Source organism: Stenotrophomonas sp. STEN009, assembly GCF_056760395.1.
Genome location: NZ_JBRRES010000024.1, coordinates 51981 through 71420, shown reverse-complemented (window position 1 = coordinate 71420; position 19440 = coordinate 51981). Strand labels below are relative to the sequence as shown.

The following is a 19440-nucleotide window of genomic DNA, read 5'->3' as shown; positions in this document are numbered from 1 at the left end:
CCGGGGGCGGGGGGGGGGTTTTTTTTTACCCGGGGGGGGCGGGCCGGCGGGGGGGGGGGGGGCGCCCGCGCCCCCCCCCATTTCCCCGGGGGGGGGGGGCCCCCCCCCCGGCGGAGACATCCGACGCCCCATTGCCGTGGTAGCGCCGGGCCATGCCCGGCGGAGACGCCCGATCAACGCAGCGTCTGCTTCAGTGTCTCGGCATTGCCGTCGTTCGGCGCGGCTGGAACCCGCAGCAGGTGCGCCAGCAGCGGATAGACATCGACGTTGTCGAAGCCGTCGATCAGCAGCCCCTGACGGAACGACGGGCCGCTCGCCACGAACACCGCACGCATCGACGGCAGCGCCGGATCGTAGCCGTGCGAGCCGCCGTCGCGACGATCGCGCCTGGCGATCCAGTCCCGGGTCAGCGCGTCCCAGCCTTCATCCATCTGGCAGACGATGGCGGGTATGCGTGGATGCGTGCCGTAATGCCAGCGCGCAGGCAGGTTCTCCTTCTTCCAGCATTCGTAGTGGGCATGGCGGCCGAGCAGGGCACGTTCGGCCTCGGCTTCACGCCCCGCGACCGGCGCGAAGCCGACCGACTGGCCCTGGCTGACGTTGCGTGCGATGGCCGGGTCCACCATCGACTCGGTGGCGATCACCTGGCCGTCGCCCACCGCGGCCATGCCGTGATCGGAAACCACGATCACATTGGTGGTGGCTGCCAGGCCACGCTGCTGCAGTCCGTCGAGCACCTGGCCGACAACCTGGTCGGCCCGCACGATGGCTGCCGTGTACTGCTGCGACTGCGGCCCATGGTGATGCCCGGCCTTGTCGACGTGTTCCATGTACAGCGTGGCCAGGCGCGGCGCCTCGGCATCGCTGCGTGCCAGCCAGCCCAGTACGGTCTGCACACGTTGCTCGAACGGTTCCTTGTCGTTGTACGCCAGCCACTGGCTGGGGCGCACGCCCTTGATCTCCGCTTCGCTGCCCGGCCAGGACCAGGTCGCGGAACGCACGCCGGCTTTCTCCGCGCTGACCCAGATCGGCTCGCCGCCCCACCAGTCGCTGCGGGTGACCGCCTCGCGGTTGCTCAGCGCGAAACTGCCCAGCGATGCGTCGTCCATCGCATTGTGGATGATGCCGTGATGGTCAGGGCGCAGACCGGTCACGATGGTGTAGTGGTTGGGGAAGGTCAGCGAGGGATAGGAGGGCGTCATCCAGCGTGCGCGCACGCCGCTGTCGATCATCCGCTGCAGGTTCGGAGTCAGCCCGCGGTCCAGCGCGTCGGCACGCAGGCCATCGATGGAGATCAGCAGCAGCTTCGGCGGTGCGGCCGTTGCCGCAGGCGTGGAGACGGTGGCGGTCGGGGCGGGTGCGGTGGTGCAGGCGGCCAACGGCAGCAGCAGCGCCAGCGCGCAGGTCAGGCGTACGGAAGTCATCCGCCCATCATAGTGCGAGGTAATGACGCGCCCAAGACACGGCGCGCCAGGACCGTCCGCGGTCAGATACCATTACCACGGGAAAGGGATCTGACCCCCATCACCCAACAGGCGAAAAACGGTACCTGGCGTTGCTCAAGCCCCCCCAGTGCTGCCTTGGTCTCCAGCCCGCCGCCGAAACCGGTCAGCGCGCCGTTGCTGCCGATCACGCGATGGCAGGGCAGGATGATCGGCAGGGGATTGCGGCCGTTGGCGGCGCCGACCGCGCGCGTCGCGCTGGGCTGGCCCAGGTGCTGCGCCAGCTGCAGGTAGCTCCAGGTCTGGCCGAACGGTATCAACGCCAGAGCCTGCCACACGCGCAGCTGGAACGGGGTGCCGCGCGGTGCCAGCAGCAGATCGAATGTGCTGCGTTCGCCATGCAGGTACTGCAGCAGCTGTTCGCGGGCCTCGGGAAACGCGCCGGGCGCATTGTGCCAGTCGCTGCGTCCGCGCGCGGGGTGGCGGTTTTCAGGAAACAGCACGTGGGCCAGGCCACGTTCGTCGCCGGCGATGGTGAGCTCGCCGATCGGGCTGTCAAAACGGTCGAACAACAACGTCATGTCGGTTCTCCAACGAACGTGCCGGACAGATGCCACAGATGCAGCACCGCATACGAGCGCCAGGGGCGCCAGGGCTGGGATCGCGCTTCGGTGGCGCGTTCGCTCAGGCGCTGCCCCTGGGCATGGCCGAGCACCTGCTGCAGCACCAGGTCACCTGCAGGAAACGCGTCGGGCTGGCCCAGGCCGCGCAGGGCGATGTACTGCGCCGTCCACGGGCCGATGCCGGGCAGGGCCACGCAGCGGGCGACGAATTCCTCCAGTGCCTGGCCGGGCCCGAAGTCGAGCTGGCCACTGACGCAGGCTGCGGCCAGTGCGCGCACGGTGGCGGCGCGGCTGCGTGGCAGACCGATCGATTCCAGAGGGGCGTCCGCCAATACCGAGGGAGAGGGGAACTGGCGGTCGAACTCCGTCGGCATACCCGGCAGGTGGGCGCCATGCGCGTCGACCAGCCGGCGCGCGAAGGTGGTCGCCGCCGCAACGCTGACCTGCTGGCCGAGCACGGCACGCACCGCCACCTCGAAGCCATCCCAGCCGCCCGGCACGCGCAGGCCAGGGCGTTCGGCGATGCCGCGCGCCAGCAGCGGCTCTTCACCGAGCGCGGCATGCACCTGCTGCAGGTCGGCATCGAGATCGAATACCCGCCGCACGCGTCGCACGATGTCCGGTATCAGCCGCGGATCGACCGCACCCAACTGCAGGCGCAGTTCCGGCCGCTTCGGATCAGCCGTCACCCGCAGCAGGGTGGGTCGTTCAGGCATGCCGAGCACGCGCTGGTAGCTGTCGTCGCCGATCAGTTCGATGCCCGGCAGGCTGCGCTTGCGCAGGAACGCCAGCATGCGCGGAAAATCCAGCGGAGGCCGGTAGCCCAGGCGCAGCACCAGGCCACCGTCATCGGCGGCCAGCGGGACGTGTTGGCGGCGCAGCGTGGTCGGCGCCATCCCGCAGCCCTGCAGGAAGGCGGTGTTGAAGCGGCGCAGGCTGTTGTAGCCCGCCGCGAGCGCAACGTCGGTGACCGGTAGGGTGGTTTCGGTCAGCAGCTGCTTGGCCAGCAGCAGGCGGTGGGTGGCGTGGATCTGGCCGGGCGTGGCGCCCAGGTGCTCCACGAACAGGCGCTGCAGCTGGCGTGCGCTGAGGCCGATCTTCGCAGCCAGTCCGGCAACCGGCTGCTCCTGCAGGAAGCCGCCGTGGATCAACGCCAGCGACCGCTGTACGGCTTGGCCGGCCAGCGCCTGCTGTGCCTGCGGCGCCAGTTCGGGACGGCAGCGCAGGCAGGGCCGGTAACCGGCGGCAGAGGCTGCGGCCGCACTCGGGAAATAGGTGATGTTGCGCGGCTTCGGCGGCGGCGCCGGGCAGACCGGCCGGCAGTAGATGCCGGTGCTGCGCACGGCGGTGAAGAACACGCCATCGAAGCGCGCGTCACGGGCGAGGCGGGCACGGTCGCAGGCAGCGGTGTCGAGGACGAGAGCGGTGTTCATGCGCCCAGTCTAGGCTGCCCATGCGGCAGATACTCGCCGGATTCGGACATGGATGCAGCGGGTCGCGATCCGGGGTCAGAACCGGTTCAGTGCCACGTGCTGAATGCGCGCGCCGTGCAGGTAGACTGTGATCCTTGTTCCTGCGAAATCCGGTTGCCCGATGTCCGCCTTGATCCGCTGGTTGCCCCTTTTGTGCCTGGCCTTTGCGGGCTGCAGCCAGTTGGAGAATCCGGGCAACGTGACCGCAGCTGACAAGGCGGCACGGGCACCGGCCAGTGATGGCGACAACATGGTGTCGATCAATGCCGCCGACGCCCCACCACCGCCGTCCCCGCCGCGTAGCCGCGCTGATCGGCCGTGGCCGCAGGCGCAGCTGGAGAACGGCCGGGCCTGGGTCAGCTGCAGCACCGATTACGCGGCCGAAGGCGGCGACGGCGTGGAGCTGGAAGGACTGCAGCGCGAGCAGATCAGCCAGGCGCTGCAGCCGTGCGCCGAGCGTGGCCTGCTGCGGGTGCGCTACAACGGCAAGATCAATCCCGGGTTCGCCGAAATGATGTGGCGCCTGGCCGTGGTGGCCGACGCGCTGGAGATCCACAAGCGCATCCTCGATCTCGACTCCAGTGGTGGCCAGGTCGAGTCGGCGATCATTGCCGGCGACAGCATCGGCGAATCGGGCTGGACCATCTGGGTGCGCGAAGGATCGATCTGCCACAGCGCCTGCGTGTTCGTTCTCGCGGCCGGCGACAACCGCCTGCTGACCGGCAAGGTCGGCATCCACCGCATGATGCGCATCAGCTCCAAGGCGACCTCGCGCGCCGAGCTCAACCGCGAGCTGCACGAGGTCTACGACAACGTGAAGGATTATCTGCAGCGCAACGGTGTGGCGGTGGGCGTTGCTGATCTGATGATGACCGTGCCCAACCGCAGCCTGCGCCTGCTGACCCCCGAGGAACTGCGGCAGTTCGGCCTGGATGGCACCAATGCGGTGCAGGACGACCTGGAACGGATCAAGCAGATGCGCGCGTGTGGCGACGATTTCGTGCAGCGCAAGGACGCGTTCCTGATCGCCTTCGACCAGCAGTGCAAGCGCGACGGTGCAGACATGGAATCGATCAACAGCTGCGGCCAGTCGCTCAAGCAGCGGTTCGGTTTCCCCGATCCGGTCTGCCCCGAGGAGAGCCCGCTGTCGGAGATCGACGTGGCCACGCTGCCACCGTCTCCTCCGCCGCAGGTTCCGGTGGCGGAACAGCCGGCAGTGGAGACGGAGACCCAGGCCTCACAGGCCGATGCCGAAGCAACCCAGGGCAGCGTGCCGCTGCGCTGACAAACGCCTCACCCGGCTGGCGTAGACTGCGGTTCCTTCCGATGAACCGGTGGTGTCCATGAAGCGCGCGCTCCTGCTGCTGTCCCTGTTGCCGCTTGCTGCATTCGCCCAGGTGCCCGCGCCCGCCACGCCGGCTCCGGCGCCGGCGCGCCCGGCGCCGAGTGCGCCGGCCGCCGCGCCACCGGCGACAGCGGCACGGCCGCCCGCACCGGCCCTCAGCCCGGCACAGCAGGCGCAGGTGCAGAAGCAGGACGCGGAGATGGGGGCGGCCGCACTGAGGGCCGCGCAGATGGTCGACGCCAACCGCGCGGGCGAGTTGTGGGATGGCGCATCAGCCGTAGCGCGGCGCGCGGTGACCAAGCCGGCCTTCATCAGCCAGCTGACCGCCGACCGCACCCGCCTGGGTGCCTTGAGTGGTCGCGGCCAACCGTCCATTACCCGGGTGAAGTACGCGGCCGGCGCCGTCGTGCCCGAAGGCCTGTACATCAATGTCAGCTTCCCGACCCGCTTCGCCAACAGTGCGCAGCCCGTGCGCGAACTGGTCTCGTTCCGCTTCGATGAGGACCAGGTCTGGCGCCTGGCCGGTTACAGCCTGCGCGCACCCGGACCCTGAAGGAGAACAGCATGGCGGCCGAACTGACACTGCTGGCGTGGTCGACGCTGCTGGGGTTTGTCTACATCTTCGCCACCTCCACGGTGGTGACCCGCGAGCGGGGCATGAAGTGGAACGCGTCGGCACGCGACGAACAGGGCCGGCCACTCAGCCCGCTGGCAGGGCGGCTGCAACGGGCCCAGTCCAACTTCCTTGAGACGTTCCCGTTCTTCGCCGCCGCCGCGATCGCGGTGGTGGTGGCCGGTCGCAGCAGCGACACCACGGTACTGGCCGCGCAGGCGTACTTCTGGGCACGGGTGGTCTACCTGCCGCTGTACGCCGCGGGTGTGCCCTACGTGCGCAGCCTGGTGTGGCTGGTGTCGCTGCTGTCGATCCTGGCGCTGGTGTTCGCACTGCTGTGAGCCGGGCCTGATCCAGATCAAGGCCGGTCAGCTTTGCGGCGCTATGCTGGCTGCGACTGGATCGATGGCGGGAGCCGCGCATGCGCAGGATGGATGTGGTGGTGGTCGGCGCGGGGCCGGCAGGACTGTGCTTCGCACGCGCGCTGGCCGGCAGCGGGCTGCAGATCGGGCTGATCGAAGCGCAGCCACGCCAGGCGCTCGCCGAAGCGGCGTTCGACGGCCGCGAGATCGCGCTGACCCACGCGTCGCGGCAGAGCCTGGAGCAGCTGGGGCTGTGGGCACGGCTGCCGGAGGCCGAGATTTCCGAACTGCGCGATGCCAAGGTGATGAACGGCGGCTCGCCGTTCGCACTGACCTTCGCCAGCAGCCAGGTCGATGGTCAGCCGCTGGGTTGGCTGGTGCCCAATCATCTGATCCGCCGTGCGGCGTGGGACGCGGTGCAGCGCCAGGACGGCCTGGAGCTGTTCGACGGGCGCAAGGTGCAGGGCGTGCAGGCCGATGCGCAGGGCCATGTGGTCGCGCTGGATGACGGCAGCAGGCTGCATGCGCGGTTGCTGGTGGCCGCGGACAGCCGTTTCTCCGCAACCCGGCGCATGCTCGGCATCGGTGCGCAGATGCGCGACTTCGGCAAGTCGATGCTGGTGTGCCGCATGCGCGTCGAACGCGACCATCACCACACCGCGTGGGAGTGGTTCGGCTACGGTCGTACGATGGCGCTGCTGCCGCTCAACGAAGGCCAGGCATCTGCGGTGATCACGCTGCCCCCGCGGCGGATCGAGGATCTGCTGGCGATGGATGAGGTAGCCTTCGGTGAGGCCGTCAGCGGCTTCTTCGAGCATCGGCTGGGGGGCATGCAGCCGGTCGCCACGCCGCAGGCCTATCCGTTGGTGGGTGTCTATGCACACCATTTCGCAGGCGAGCGCTCGGCGCTGATCGGCGACGCTGCGGTGGGCATGCACCCGGTCACCGCCCATGGCTTCAACCTGGGCCTGGCCAGTGCCCAGCGCCTGGCGCGGGGCATCGCCGGCCAGCAGCGCCGCGGTGCGGACATCGCCGCGGCCGGCATGCTGGCCGGCTACCAGCGTGGCCATCGGATGGCGGCGCGACCGCTGTACGAGGCGACCAATGCGATCGCCAGCCTGTACACCGATGATCGGCGCCCGGCGCGGCTGCTGCGGGCAGCGGGCCTGCGTGTCGCCCAGGGCGTGGCACCGTTCAGGCAGCTGATCGCCTCGCACCTGACCCAGCGCGTGGCCTGAACAGGGTCAGATCAGCCGGCCGCCAGCACCCGGATCTGGCTGTCGGCGAATTCGACCACCTGGCCTGCGCGGATCTTGCAGGCCTTGCGCAGTTCAACTTCGCCGTCGACCCGCACCTGGCCCTCGCTGATGACCATCTTGGCCTCGCCGCCACTGGTGACCAGGTCGGCCAGCTTGAGCAGCTGCTTGAGTTCGACGTAGTCACCGTCGAGGTCGAATTCGAGAATCTGCATGGAGCGGGGGTTCCTGGGAAGGGGCGCAGGCCAGCGGCCGGGCCGGGAAGAGGGCGCGTATTGTGCGCCAGCACGGGGCCTGACGGCACGCGAAGGGGAAAACTGTACGCCTCGTTCAGGATCAATGCGGTATCATTCCGCTCTGAGCGAGTGAAATCTCCTCCGACCGAGCAGCGCCAGGGCACGCGATAAGAAGGGCGCCCAAAGCGCGGACCATCACCTTTTTTATCGCACTGCCAGGAAGACGGCAGTGTCTTCGGAGTTCCCCATGTCCCAAGATTCCCAAGCGCAGCTGCAGTTCGCGCAGCTCGGCCTGTCCGAGCCCGTGATGCAGGCGGTCACCGCCATCGGCTACGAAACCCCGTCGCCGATCCAGGCCGCCACCATCCCGGCGATGCTGGAAGGCCGCGACGTGCTGGGCCAGGCGCAGACCGGTACCGGCAAGACCGCCGCTTTCGCACTGCCCGTACTGTCCAACATCGACCTGCAGCAGATCAAGCCCCAGGCGCTGGTCCTTGCGCCGACCCGCGAACTGGCCATCCAGGTCGCCGAAGCGTTCCAGTCCTATTCGTCGAAGATCCCGGGCTTCCGCGTGCTGCCGGTGTACGGCGGCCAGCCGTATGGCCAGCAGCTGTCGGCCCTGCGCCGCGGCGTGCACATCGTGGTCGGTACCCCCGGCCGCGTGATCGACCATCTGGACCGCAGCACCCTGGACCTGTCCGAGCTGAAGACCCTGGTGCTGGACGAAGCCGATGAAATGCTGCGCATGGGCTTCATCGACGACGTCGAAGCCGTGCTGAAGAAGCTGCCGGAGCAGCGCCAGGTGGCCCTGTTCTCGGCCACCATGCCGCCGCAGATCCGCCGCATCGCGCAGACCTACCTGCAGGACCCGGTCGAGGTCACCATCGCGGCCAAGACCACCACCTCGGCCAACATCCGCCAGCGCTACTGGTGGGTGAGCGGCATGCACAAGCTGGACGCGCTGACCCGCATCCTGGAAGTCGAGCCGTTCGACGCGATGATCATCTTCGCGCGTACCAAGGCCGGTACCGAAGAACTGGCCAGCAAGCTGCAGGCCCGGGGCCTGGCCGCTGCCGCCATCAATGGCGACATGCAGCAGGCCCAGCGTGAGCGCACCATCGCCATGCTGAAGGAAGGCAAGCTGGACATCCTGGTGGCCACCGACGTTGCCGCCCGCGGCCTGGACGTCGAGCGCATCAGCCACGTGCTGAACTACGACATTCCGTACGACACCGAAAGCTACGTGCACCGCATTGGCCGTACCGGTCGTGCCGGCCGCAGCGGCGAGGCGATCCTGTTCGCGACCCCGCGCGAGAAGGGCATGCTGCGCCAGATCGAGCGCGCCACCCGCCAGCCGATCGAAGAGATGCAGCTGCCGAGCGTGGAAGCGGTCAACGATACCCGCATCAACAAGTTCACCTCGCGCATCAGCGAAACGCTCGGCGCCGGCGGCCTGGACTTCTACCGCCAGCTTCTGGAGCGCTTCGAGAACGAGCAGAACGTGCCGCCCATCGAAATTGCTGCCGCGCTGGCGAAGATGCTGCAGGGCGACACCCCGTTCCTGCTGCAGCCGCCGGTGCGTGCCCCGCGGGAAGAGCGTGCGCCGCGCGAGCGCTTCGACCGGGGCGACCGTCCGGAGCGTGGCGATCGCTTCGACCGCAACGAACGTGGCCCGCGCTTCGAGCGTGGTCCCCGCCGTGACGACGCCGAGGGGGGGTTCGAGCAGCGTCCGCGCCGCGAGGTTCCGCCGCGCGGTGCGCCGGAGCAGGGCATGGAGACCTACCGCATCTCGGTCGGTCACCAGCATGGCGTGAAGCCGGCGAACATCGTCGGCGCCATCGCCAACGAAGCCGGCCTGGAAAGCCGTTACATCGGCCGCATCGACATCCACGACGACTTCTCGCTGCTGGACCTGCCGGCGCAGATGCCGCAGGACGTGCTGACCCACCTGCAGAAGGTGTGGGTGTCCGGCCAGCAGCTGCAGATGCGTCCGCTGGCCGCCGGTGAAGAGATCAATCCGGCACCGCGTCCGTTCAAGCCGCGCTTCGACAAGCGGGGTCCGGGTGGCCCGGGTGGCCCGCGTCGTGGCGGCCCAGGTGGCCCGGGTGGTCCGGGCGGCGACCGTGACGGCCGTCCGCCGCGTCGTGATGGCTTCAAGCCGCGCGGCCCGCGCAGCTACTGAGCCAGACCTGCCGTGATCGACAACGCCAGCCCTCGGGCTGGCGTTGCTCGTTTGTGGACCCCGGTTTCGCACCGCCCACACATTCAGGGTCATAGGCTGGGCCGGTTCGAAGGGAGGTTGTCACCGCAGCACATTCGGGGGGATCCGGGATGGGTAGGAGTGGCACGGACATTCACAGCCGCCGGGTACCCATGTCCCGTGGGCTGGGGCTGAGGTTTGCGCTGTTGACGGGCATGGCGATCGGGCTGGTCGCATTGTCGGCGCTGATCCAGGAACTGCAGGCGGCTTCGACGGCGTGGATCGCCGGCCAGGGCTACTGGTCGCGTGGCCAGCAGGACGCCACGGCCGCTCTCAGCCGCTACCTGGCGCGGGGGGATGCCCGCGATCTGGAAGACGCCCGCCAGGCCCTGCGCGTGCCGATGGGGGACCTGCAGGGACGCCTGGCGCTGGAGCAGCCGAGACCGGATATCGAGCGTGCCCGACAGGGCTTCCTGCAGGGCGGCAACGCGCGTGCCGATGTGCCGCGGCTGATCTTTTCATTCCGTCACGCCCGTGACCTCGGCGCCTTCCGTGAAGCGACCGCCCTCTGGCGGGCGACCGACGGCGACCTGATGGCCGTGCACCGGCTGGTCGATGAACTGCAGCATCGTCATGCCGACGGTCCACTGCCGGTCGCCGCGCGCGACCGGTACCTGCAGCAGCTCCGTGATCTCGACCGGCGGCTGCAGGTGCAGGCGCAGGCGTTTTCGCAGGCGCTGCTGCGGATGGCTGCCGCTGTAAGGATGGCGACCCTGGTTGTCGGCGGCCTGTCGGTGCTGGCGATCAGCCTGATGGCCGTCGCCCTGGCGCGACGGGTCGGCAAGGATCTGACGGAGCATGAAAGCCGCTTCCGCGCAGCCTTCTACCAGGCCAATGTCGGCATGCTGAAGCTTGATGCCGGCGGCCGGGTGCTGGAAGCCAACCAGGCGATGGCGGACATCCTCGACCATCGCCGTGACGCGCTGTTGCAGATGTCGCTGGGTGACCTGCTGATGGAAGGAGAGCTGGTCATCGACGATGTTGGCCGGATCGACTGGGAGCGGCAGCTGCGGCCGAGCGAGCTGCGCTTCCGCCGTCGCGACGGCAGCCTGGTATGGGGGCGCTGGAGCGGTACCGGCGTGCGCAACACCGGTGGCGGGCTGTCGGTGTTCGCGATTGTCGAGGATGTCAGCCAGAACCATGCGCTGGCCCGCGAGATCGAACACCACGCCAGCCACGATCCGCTGACGGGCCTTATCAACCGGCGCGAGATCGAGCGCCTGCTCGAGCGTGCACTGCTGCAGGTGCGCAGCGAGGGGGGCACGCATGCGTTGTGCTACATCAATCTGGACCATTTCAAACTGGTCAATGACAGCTTCGGCCATGCCGCCGGCGACCAGATGCTGCGCGGTTTTGCCGACTATCTGGTCGCCGCCGTGCGCGAGGGCGACTGGGTTGGCCGGTTGGGTGCCGACGAATTCGCGGTGTTCCTGGCCCATGCGGGCCAGGATGAGGCCAAGCGCGTGCTGCAGCGGGTGATCCGCAATCTTGGCCAGGCCACGTTCCCGATCAGCGAAGGCAGCCTGCAGCTGAGCTGCAGCATCGGCGTGGTCGAGGTCAGCCAGGAGGCCCCTGATGTCAACTGGCTGATGAGCGCAGCCGACAGTGCCTGTTACGCAGCCAAGCAGGCCGGTCGCAACCGCGTGCACTGTTTCAACGAGGACCGCATGGCGCTGGACGAACGGCGCCTGGAGGCCGAGCGCCTGCAGGGCGTGAGCCGGGCGATGGCCGAGAACCGCATGCTGCTGTACGCGCAGCGCATCGCCCGGGTGGGTGACCCGGGCTATCTGCACTACGAGGTGCTGGTGCGCATGCGCGACAGCGACGGTACGCTGCATCTGCCCGGCCAGTTCATGCCGGCGGTGGAGCGCTACGGCATGGCGGTGACACTGGACCGGCATGTGCTCGGCCTGCTGTTCCGGCACCTGCAGGTGTGCCCGGCGCATGTGCGCCAGCTCGGCCTGTGCAACGTCAACGTGTCCGCACAGTCGATCGCCGAACCCAGCTTCCTGGCTTTCGTCTGCGACCTGCTGGAGCGCAACCGCGTACTGGCGTCCAAGCTCTGCTTCGAGATCACCGAGACGGCCGCGATCAGCAATCTGAGCCAGGCGCGGGCGTTCATCGATGCGGTGAAGGCGCGTGGCTGCCGGCTGGCGCTGGACGATTTCGGATCGGGTCTGTCCTCGTTCGGTTACCTGCGCCAGCTGCCGGCCGACATGCTGAAGATCGACGGTGCATTCGTGCGCGACATGGATGTCGATCCGGTCAGTCACGCGACCGTACGCGCGATCACCGAACTGGGCCGCGAACTGCAGATGGAGGTCGTGGCCGAGTGGGTGGAGAGCAGCGAAGTGGCGGGGGCGCTGACCCGGCTGGGGGTGCAGGGGCTGCAGGGCTATGCGATCGAGCGGCCGCAGCCGCTGGAGCGGATGACCCTGACCGACCTGCGGCCGGTCAGGCTGAAGGCGGTGAAGGGCCCGCCGGCCGCAGGCTGAACGCTGGTCCGCGACGATTGTCTACACCTGCATGCCACGGACGGCTGCGATAATGCACGCCAGGGGCGACGCGCAGTGGGCGCGGGCGTAAGCAGAACAGGATGTGGCGTGGTCGTCAGGCAGTGGCAGTACGGAACTGGGGTGGTGCTGGTCGTGCTGCTGGTGTGGTTGGCAATGCCGTGGCCTGCGCAGGCCGGTGCGGCGATGCACGGTCGCGACTACCTGCTGGTGGGCGTTGCCACCGCCGAGCCTACGCCGCATCGCGCCTGTACCGCGCAGATGCTGGCCGGGCCACGCCAGCACGTGCGGGTGCCGGCGCCGCCGGCGGGCTGGTCGGGCGAACCCCAGGCCCTGGATGTGTTCAATGTGTTCGCGGGCGAGGTCCAGGTACGGCACGGCGACCGCGAGATCTGCGGGGACATGCATGACGCGCGTACCCGCGACTCGCGTTTCCGTGCCGGCGTGGGCCTGGTTGCCGTGCCGCCGGCCGGCAGTCACGAGCCATTCCTGGTCTCGTGGCAGACGCCGCTGAAGGATCGTTGGGTACCGACGCTACGGCTCGGCGCACCCAGCCCGGTGCAGCAGAACGACACTGCGCGGCTGCTGGTCCGCGCGGCCTGCATCGCGGTGGCGCTGGCCTTGGCGCTGTCGGCGCTGATGGCCTATCTGACCACCCGTGATCGCAGCTTCCTGGTGTACATCGCGGGTACCGGCGTGCTGGTGCTGTGGCAGGCCATCCTCGGGGGCCTCAGCGGTTATCCGGAGCCGTGGCTGCCGGTCGGCACGCGTGGCGCCTGGTGGCTGCTGGCGCTGACGGCAGCGAGCCAGGCACTGGTGCTGCCTGCCCTGTGGTGGCTGAACGGTGGCGACCGGTTGTGGCCGAAGTCACGCCTGCTCCAGCAGATCGTCCTGTGCGCCCTGCTGGGCGTAGCCGCGCTGGTGCCGTGGCTGCGCTGGGATCAGCTCGGATGGGTCGCGCAGGGGCTGCAGGTGACCTACCTGGCCGGCTGCGGCGTCTCCCTGCTGATGGGGATAGGGGCGCGGTGGCGTGGCGACCGCTGGGCACTGGCTGGATTGGCGGCGCTGGCGCCGATGCTGGTGCTGATCGGCGCCGACGCCTGTGCTGCGGAATGGCTGCTGGAGTACCGGGTGGAGGCGCTGCAGCTGGCGATCACCTGGCTGCTGATGATGGCGGCCTACGCCCTGAACCTGCGGCTGGGACGCCTGCGCCAGCAGCGTGACGAGATGCGCCAGCTGGCCGAGACCGACGGCCTGACCGGGCTGCCCAACCGCCGCGCCGGCCTGCGCGAGCTCGGCCATCATCTGGAACGGGTGGATCGTGAGCGTGGCCCGATGGTGATCGGCTTCCTCGACATTGATCTGTTCAAGGACATCAACGACCGCCACGGGCATGAGGTGGGTGACCAGGTACTGGTCGCCGTGGCCCGTGCGCTGCGGGCCGCCGTGCGCAGCCAGGACCAGGTGGTGCGGATGGGCGGCGAGGAGTTCCTGCTGCTGATGCCGGGCATGCCGCGCGAGGCGGCGGCGGCGCGGCTGGATCGCCTCCGCCAGCGCATCACCGAGGCCTGCCAGGCCCTGCAGGTGCCGGGGCTGGAGGTGACCGCCAGCATCGGCCTGGCCCAGTGGCGGCCGGGCGAGGACGACCTGGCCGCGCTGCTGCGGCGGGCCGACCATGCCATGTACGTGGCCAAGCGCGCGGGCCGTAACCGGGTGTTCGACGGCGAAGAACTGGATCCACCCGCACCGGCATGAACCTGACAGGGCGGCGATGCCGGATAATAGGGCGATGACCACCCGACTCAACAAACATATCGCCGATACCGGCTTCTGCTCCCGTCGCGAGGCCGACCGCCTGATCGCCGCCCGCCGGGTCACCGTCAACGGCCATCCGGCCGGCACCGGTGCCGTGGTCGGCGAGGACGACCAGGTGCTGGTCGACGGCCAGCCGCTGCGTGCCCGTACCGCGCGCAAGCCGGGGGCGCGCCGCCACGTCTACATCGCGCTGAACAAGCCGGTCGGCGTCACCTGCACCACCGAAAGCTCGGTGAAGGGCAACATCGTCGACTTCGTCGGCCACGAGCAGCGCATCTTCCCGATCGGCCGCTTGGACAAGGAGTCGGAAGGACTGATCCTGATGACCAGCAATGGCGACATCGTCAACCAGATCCTGCGTGCCGAGAATGGCCACCAGAAGGAGTATCTGGTGGCGGTGAACAAGCCGGTCACCGACGAGTTCCTGCGCGGCATGGCCCGTGGTGTGCGCATCCACAACCAGATGACCCTGCCTTGCCGCACCTCGCGCATCGCCAAATTCGGCTTCCGCATCACCCTGGAGCAGGGCCTGAACCGGCAGATCCGCCTGATGGCGGCGGAATTCGGTTACCGCGTCACCCAGCTGCGCCGCGTCCGCATCGACAACATCAAGATCGGCGCGCTGAAGCCGGGCCAGTGGCGCAACCTGACCGAGCAGGAGCTGCACGGCCTGCTGCCGCAGCAGCAGGACTGGTAAACGACAGCGGTCGGACGTCGGCCCGGCCGCGCATCGGATAGACTCCGCCGAGACCTGCCGGAACATGACGCTGCATGATCAAGCCCGACAAGCCCGCCAATGAAGCGCTTCGCCTGGAAGCGCTGTACCGCTACCGCATCCTTGATTCGGAACGCGAGAGATCGTTCGACGATCTGGTGGTGATCGCCAAGGCGGTCTGCGGCACGTCGATGGCGGCCGTCACGCTGATCGACGTTGAACGGCAATGGTTCAAGTCGATCCAGGGCATCGATGCCACCGAGAGAGAACCTGCGCAGTGAATCGATGTGCGGCCATGCGATCCTGCAGCCGCAGGAGGTGATGGTGGTCGAGGACGCACTGCAGGACGTGCGCTTCCATGACAATCCGGTGGTGGTGGGCGATCCGCACATCCGCTTCTACGCCGGCGCGCCGCTGATCAGCTCCGACGGACTGCCGCTGGGGACGCTGTGCGTGTTCGATGCGCGCCCGCAGCATCTGGAACGGGCCAAGGCCGAGGCACTCAGTGCGCTGTCACGGCAGGTGATGCTGGTGATGGAGCTGCGCCGTTTTGCACTGGACATCCAGAAGCACATGCTGGAACGCGACGACTACGAACGCCTGTTGTCCGAGTATCACGATGTGCTGCTGGCACAGAACGCGGATCTGGCCGAACAGAGCCGCACCGATGCACTGACCGGGCTTCCGAACCGGCGGGCGATGGCGGTCGCGCTGGAAGAGTCCGTCGCCGACGCCGATGGCCAGCCACGACAGGTCTGCGTGGCATTGCTGGACATCGACCACTTCAAGAACATCAATGATTTCCACGGGCATGCGACCGGTGACCGTGTGCTGGCCGAACTGGGGGCATTGCTGCGTGCGCATTTCGCCGGCGGCGGAACGGCGGCGCGATATGGCGGCGAGGAATTCGTGGCGGTGATGCCGGACACGGATCTCCACGCGGCAGGCGTGCAGTGTGAGTTCCTGCGTATGGCCGTGGGCAACCTGCCGCTCGGCTTTCCGGTTACGGTCAGCATCGGCGTGGCCATGCATCGCGCCGGCGACAGTGTCGACCAGACCCTGGCCCGTGCCGACGCGGCGCTGTACCGGGCCAAGGGCAACGGACGCAACCGCGTGGAGTTCGCGGACTGAGCCGGTCGTCCGCAACCGGCGGCCCCATCGCTGCATGGCGCCGGGTCGCAGCGGGTGCGAACGCCCCGGGTCACCATGGTTGCCTTGTTTCCAAGGATGACCACCGTGCTGCAGACCCTGGCCGTCGCCAATTATCGCTCGCTGCATACGCTGGTGCTGCCGTTGCAGCAGCTGAACGTGATCACCGGCGACAACGGCAGCGGCAAGTCCAGCCTGTATCGGGCGCTGCGCCTGCTGGCTGAAACCGCCCAGGGCGGGGTGGCCTCAGCGCTGGCGCGCGAGGGTGGGCTGGGCTCGGCGCTGTGGGCAGGGCCCGGCAGGATCGACCGCCGGGTAGCTGCAGGCGAGATTCCGCTGCAGGGAGGGCCGCGACAGGAGCCGGTAGGCCTCAGACTGGGTTTCACCACCGATGACTACGGCTACGCCATCGACCTCGGTTACCCGCCGCCCAGCCTGTCGGCATTCGCCCTGGACCCGCAGATCAAGGCCGAAGCAATCTGGGCCGGTCCCTTCCTGCGCACAGCCAGTCAGCTGGTGGATCGCCGGGGCGGGATGGTGCGGCAGCGCCATGCACGTGGCTGGGATGTGCTGGACGACCGGTTGTCGCTGTTCGACAGCCTGTTCACCCAGGTAGCTGATCCGCAGCGCATGCCGGAGACCTTCGCCCTGCGCGAGTACATCCGGCGCTGGCGCTTCTACGATCACTTCCGCAGCGATGCCGATGCCCCGGCACGGCAGCCGGCGATGGCCACGCGTACCCCGGTGCTGCACCACGATGGCCGCGATCTGGCCGCAGCGTGGGTGACCATCTTGGAAAACGGTGACCCGGTCGCGCTGGCTCGCACGGTGGACGATGCCTTTCCCGGGGCTTCGGTGGGATTCGAGGTGCTGGATGGACGGATGGTGCTGCGGTTCCACCAGCCCGGCCTGCTGCGGCCGCTGTCGATGGCCGAACTGTCCGACGGCACGCTGCGTTTCCTGCTGCTGGCCGCTGCCCTGCATACGCCGCGGCCGCCGCCGCTGATGGTGCTCAACGAACCGGAAACCAGCCTGCATCCTGACCTGCTGCCTGCGTTGGCGCGGCTGATCGTGGCGGCCAGTTCACGCAGCCAGGTGTGGGTGGTGTCGCACGCCAGCCGCCTGATCGCCGCTCTGGAGCAGGCGCCCGCATGCCATTCCGTGCATCTGCACAAGGAACACGGCCGCACGCTGCTGAGCGGGCAAGGCCTGCTGGACGCGCCGGCATGGCACTGGCCGCGGCGGTGACGTGCCCGCTCAATCGGCGACGTTGCGGGCCTCCGCGGTGCCGAGGATTTCCGGATGCTGCAACGGCTTGCGGCGGTTCAGCAGCGGATGCAGGAAGACCGCACCGACGATGATCGCCACGCCCAGGTAGAACCAGGGAGTGACTTCGTGCTGCTCGCGCAGCAGCAGTACCGCCAGCAGCACCGCATACACCGGTTCCAGGTTGGTCACCAGCTGCACGGTGTAGGCGCTGAGGTGGCGCAGCGCGACCAGGGCGAGGGCGAACGGCAGCAGGGTGCAGATACCCGCCAGTACCAGCAGCAGGATGCCGTCGTGCAGGTCCGGCACCACCCACAGCGGGCTGGCCAGGGCCGGCAGCAGGTAGGGCATCAGCGGCGCAAGCAAGGTCAGGGTCAGGGTGCCGGCCCCCAGTTCAAGCGCAGTCACCGTCAACGGATCGGCGTGGCTGACCATGCGCTTGTTGAGCGAGCCGAACACCGCCACCAGCAGTGCAGACAGCGCGCCAACCAGAACCCCCAGCCGCATGCCATCCGGCACGCCCCCCACCACCAGCGCCACGCCCGGCAGAACTGCCAATCCGAAGGCCAGTTCGCGCAGCTGGAACGGACGCTTGGCCACCCACGGCTCGATGATCGAGGTGAACACCGGCGCCAGCGCGATGCAGGTCGCCGCCACCGAGGCATTGGCCAGTTTCACCGCACCGTAGAACGTCAGCCAGTGCAGGGCAACCAGCGCACCGATGCCGGCGTATCCGGCCACCACCCGCAACGGCAGCGTGCGCAGGCCGCGCCACACCCGTGGCAGCAGTGCCAGCATCGCCGTCACCAGCAGCATGCGCCACCACACCAGCGGCAGCGCCGGCAAGGTGATCAGCTTGCCCAGGATGGCCGTGACGCCCCACAACAGGACACAGAAGTGGATCTGCCAAAGTGCTTTGCGGGTGTCGGGCGTGCTCATCCGCCTATTGTGCGGCAAGGCGGTGACCGCTGGGCGTCGGCAGCTCGATCCTGGCCGCGTTTACCGCCCCTGAGACCCGAGCAGGTCGTCCAGCCGCCGCTGCAGGGCCATCGCCGCGGCCGGATTGCGTGCCTTGCCGGCACCGATGCAGAGCAGGTACACCTCTCGTGGCGTCGATGGGGCGGATCCGGCAAGGCATGGCAGGTCGTCGACCGGCTCGCCGACGGCCCAGCGCCGGGCGCGTTCGGCCCAGCGCTGCTGCGTGGCGGCAGGCAGCCCCTGCAGCAGACGGGCCTGGCTGCGCTTGATGCGCGCGTAGACGAAGCTGGCGGTGACGTCGCCGTGCAGCGGGGCTTCGTCGCTGTCTTCGATGACCAGCGCCACCCCGTGCCTGCGCGCGGCAGTGACCAGGGATGCGCTGTGCACCTGCGGATTGCGGATTTCAACAGCGTGCTGCAGCGCCACGCCATCGAGCTGCTTGGGCAGCTGGGCCATCAGCGCGTCCAGTGCCCCGGCATCGGCAGGGTGGCGGGGATCGAACTGCCACAGCAGCGGCCCGAGGCGGTCGCCCAGGGCGATCGCTGCCTGCAGGAACGGCGCGGCGGCCTCCACGGTGCCGGACAGGTCGCGACGCTGCACCAGATAGCGGGGTGCCTTCAGGGAGAAGCGGAAGCCGGCCGGAGTCTGCGACGCCCACTGCGCACACTGGGCCGGGGTCGGGGTGCGATAGAAGGTGCCGTTGATCTCGATGCAGCGCAGGGCACGGCTGGCGTGCGCCAGTTCCTCCCGCTGCGGCAGGCCGGGCGGATAGAACATGCCGCCGCGCCATTCCGGGAACACCCAGCCGCCGATGCCGCAGCGGATGGGGGCGGGTGCCGGCGCGGTCACTGGCGGTGGTCCGCGCGCCAGGGATCGTAGCTGCCGAACCACCACACGTAGCCTTCCGGATCGGCACAGGCGTAGCCACGGCCGCCATACGCCTGGTCGGCAATGTCGATCACGATGCGCGCGCCGGCCGCCTTGGCCCGCGCATAGTGCGCGTCGGCGTCGCTGACGATCACGCAGGCGCTCTGGGTCTGGCGGCCCCCTGTTTCGTCAGGCATCACCGCCAGCTTCGACCACGCGCTGTCGTTGCTGGTCGAACCCAGCATGATCATGCCGTGCCCGAACACCAGCTGCGCGTGGAACACCACGTCGCCATCGGCGTACACCGCCTGCGCCTGGAAGCCGAACGCGCGCTGCAGCCAGTCGATCGCCGCCAGCGCGTCGCGGTAGCGCAGGCATGGAATGATGGTGGATCCACTGCTTGATCGGCCGTTCTCGTCCATGGCACCCCTCCTATGGCACAGGGCACGATGCGCCGGCGACCGTTACCATCCCGCGAAACCCCGGTGATGGCCTGCACATGGCCGCGACCCCTGCTCGGAGATGGTT

General features: G+C 68.7%; 16 protein-coding genes and 1 pseudogene. 10 read left to right on the top strand and 7 right to left on the bottom strand.

Features of this window, described 5'->3' with window-relative positions:
* Window positions 1–173: 173 nt before the first annotated feature.
* The 3 genes from ACVOMM_RS12525 to ACVOMM_RS12515 form a co-directional block, all read right to left on the bottom strand.
* Window positions 174–1424, bottom strand: a complete 1251-nt coding sequence (locus ACVOMM_RS12525; RefSeq protein ID WP_481526314.1) for an alkaline phosphatase family protein — start codon at window positions 1422–1424, stop codon at window positions 174–176.
* A 62-nt stretch (window positions 1425–1486) separates the two neighbouring features.
* On the bottom strand, window positions 1487–2023 hold the full coding sequence (locus ACVOMM_RS12520; protein WP_481526313.1) for a methylated-DNA--[protein]-cysteine S-methyltransferase: 537 nt from the start codon (window positions 2021–2023) through the stop codon (window positions 1487–1489).
* The gene (locus ACVOMM_RS12515; RefSeq protein WP_279941808.1) at window positions 2020–3498 is read right to left on the bottom strand and encodes a DNA-3-methyladenine glycosylase 2 family protein; all 1479 of its coding nucleotides are present in this window, start codon (window positions 3496–3498) and stop codon (window positions 2020–2022) included. Before ACVOMM_RS12515 ends, ACVOMM_RS12520 begins: the two co-directional genes overlap by 4 nt.
* A 160-nt stretch (window positions 3499–3658) precedes the next feature.
* Between ACVOMM_RS12515 and ACVOMM_RS12510 the strand changes: the two genes are divergently transcribed.
* The 4 genes from ACVOMM_RS12510 (at window position 3659) to ubiM (ending at window position 7095) form a co-directional block, all read left to right on the top strand.
* The gene (locus ACVOMM_RS12510; RefSeq protein ID WP_111185819.1) at window positions 3659–4822 is read left to right on the top strand and encodes a COG3904 family protein; all 1164 of its coding nucleotides are present in this window, start codon (window positions 3659–3661) and stop codon (window positions 4820–4822) included.
* 58 nt (window positions 4823–4880) lie between these two features.
* Window positions 4881–5435 (top strand): DUF4019 domain-containing protein, encoded by a 555-nt coding sequence (locus ACVOMM_RS12505; RefSeq protein WP_065174673.1) that lies wholly within the window; start codon window positions 4881–4883, stop codon window positions 5433–5435.
* Between the two features lie 11 nt (window positions 5436–5446).
* On the top strand, window positions 5447–5836 hold the full coding sequence (locus ACVOMM_RS12500) for an MAPEG family protein (RefSeq protein ID WP_065181158.1): 390 nt from the start codon (window positions 5447–5449) through the stop codon (window positions 5834–5836).
* A gap of 80 nt (window positions 5837–5916) precedes the next feature.
* Complete coding sequence (gene ubiM / locus ACVOMM_RS12495) at window positions 5917–7095, top strand: 5-demethoxyubiquinol-8 5-hydroxylase UbiM (protein WP_322523276.1); 1179 nt, start codon at window positions 5917–5919, stop codon at window positions 7093–7095.
* Between the two features lie 11 nt (window positions 7096–7106).
* Here ubiM and ACVOMM_RS12490 read toward each other — a convergent pair whose 3' ends face one another.
* On the bottom strand, window positions 7107–7328 hold the full coding sequence (locus ACVOMM_RS12490; protein ID WP_014036469.1) for an RNA-binding S4 domain-containing protein: 222 nt from the start codon (window positions 7326–7328) through the stop codon (window positions 7107–7109).
* 268 nt (window positions 7329–7596) lie between these two features.
* Between ACVOMM_RS12490 and ACVOMM_RS12485 the strand changes: the two genes are divergently transcribed.
* From ACVOMM_RS12485 to ACVOMM_RS12460, 6 genes and pseudogenes are all read left to right on the top strand, one after another.
* Window positions 7597–9531 carry a DEAD/DEAH box helicase gene (locus ACVOMM_RS12485; protein WP_164150783.1) on the top strand — a complete coding sequence of 645 codons (1935 nt, stop codon included), beginning with the start codon at window positions 7597–7599 and terminating at the stop codon, window positions 9529–9531.
* Window positions 9532–9680: 149 nt separating this feature from the next.
* Entirely contained in the window at window positions 9681–12104 is a 2424-nt protein-coding gene (locus tag ACVOMM_RS12480; protein WP_481526312.1) for a putative bifunctional diguanylate cyclase/phosphodiesterase, read from the top strand.
* Window positions 12105–12278: 174 nt separating this feature from the next.
* The gene (locus tag ACVOMM_RS12475) at window positions 12279–13877 is read left to right on the top strand and encodes a sensor domain-containing diguanylate cyclase (protein ID WP_481526315.1); all 1599 of its coding nucleotides are present in this window, start codon (window positions 12279–12281) and stop codon (window positions 13875–13877) included.
* Between the two features lie 34 nt (window positions 13878–13911).
* Window positions 13912–14634, top strand: a complete 723-nt coding sequence (locus ACVOMM_RS12470; protein WP_481526311.1) for a pseudouridine synthase — start codon at window positions 13912–13914, stop codon at window positions 14632–14634.
* A gap of 74 nt (window positions 14635–14708) precedes the next feature.
* A pseudogene (locus ACVOMM_RS12465) lies at window positions 14709–15783 on the top strand (sensor domain-containing diguanylate cyclase).
* Window positions 15784–15888: 105 nt separating this feature from the next.
* Complete coding sequence (locus ACVOMM_RS12460; protein WP_065174679.1) at window positions 15889–17049, top strand: AAA family ATPase; 1161 nt, start codon at window positions 15889–15891, stop codon at window positions 17047–17049.
* Between the two features lie 9 nt (window positions 17050–17058).
* Here ACVOMM_RS12460 and ACVOMM_RS12455 read toward each other — a convergent pair whose 3' ends face one another.
* The 3 genes from ACVOMM_RS12455 to ACVOMM_RS12445 all read right to left on the bottom strand — a co-directional run bounded on the left by ACVOMM_RS12455 (window position 17059) and on the right by ACVOMM_RS12445 (window position 19334).
* Complete coding sequence (locus tag ACVOMM_RS12455; protein WP_053518775.1) at window positions 17059–18006, bottom strand: DMT family transporter; 948 nt, start codon at window positions 18004–18006, stop codon at window positions 17059–17061.
* 60 nt (window positions 18007–18066) lie between these two features.
* Window positions 18067–18822 (bottom strand): DUF72 domain-containing protein, encoded by a 756-nt coding sequence (locus tag ACVOMM_RS12450; protein WP_258391145.1) that lies wholly within the window; start codon window positions 18820–18822, stop codon window positions 18067–18069.
* Window positions 18823–18890: 68 nt separating this feature from the next.
* Window positions 18891–19334 carry a VOC family protein gene (locus tag ACVOMM_RS12445; protein ID WP_128990037.1) on the bottom strand — a complete coding sequence of 148 codons (444 nt, stop codon included), beginning with the start codon at window positions 19332–19334 and terminating at the stop codon, window positions 18891–18893.
* Window positions 19335–19440: the final 106 nt, after the last annotated feature.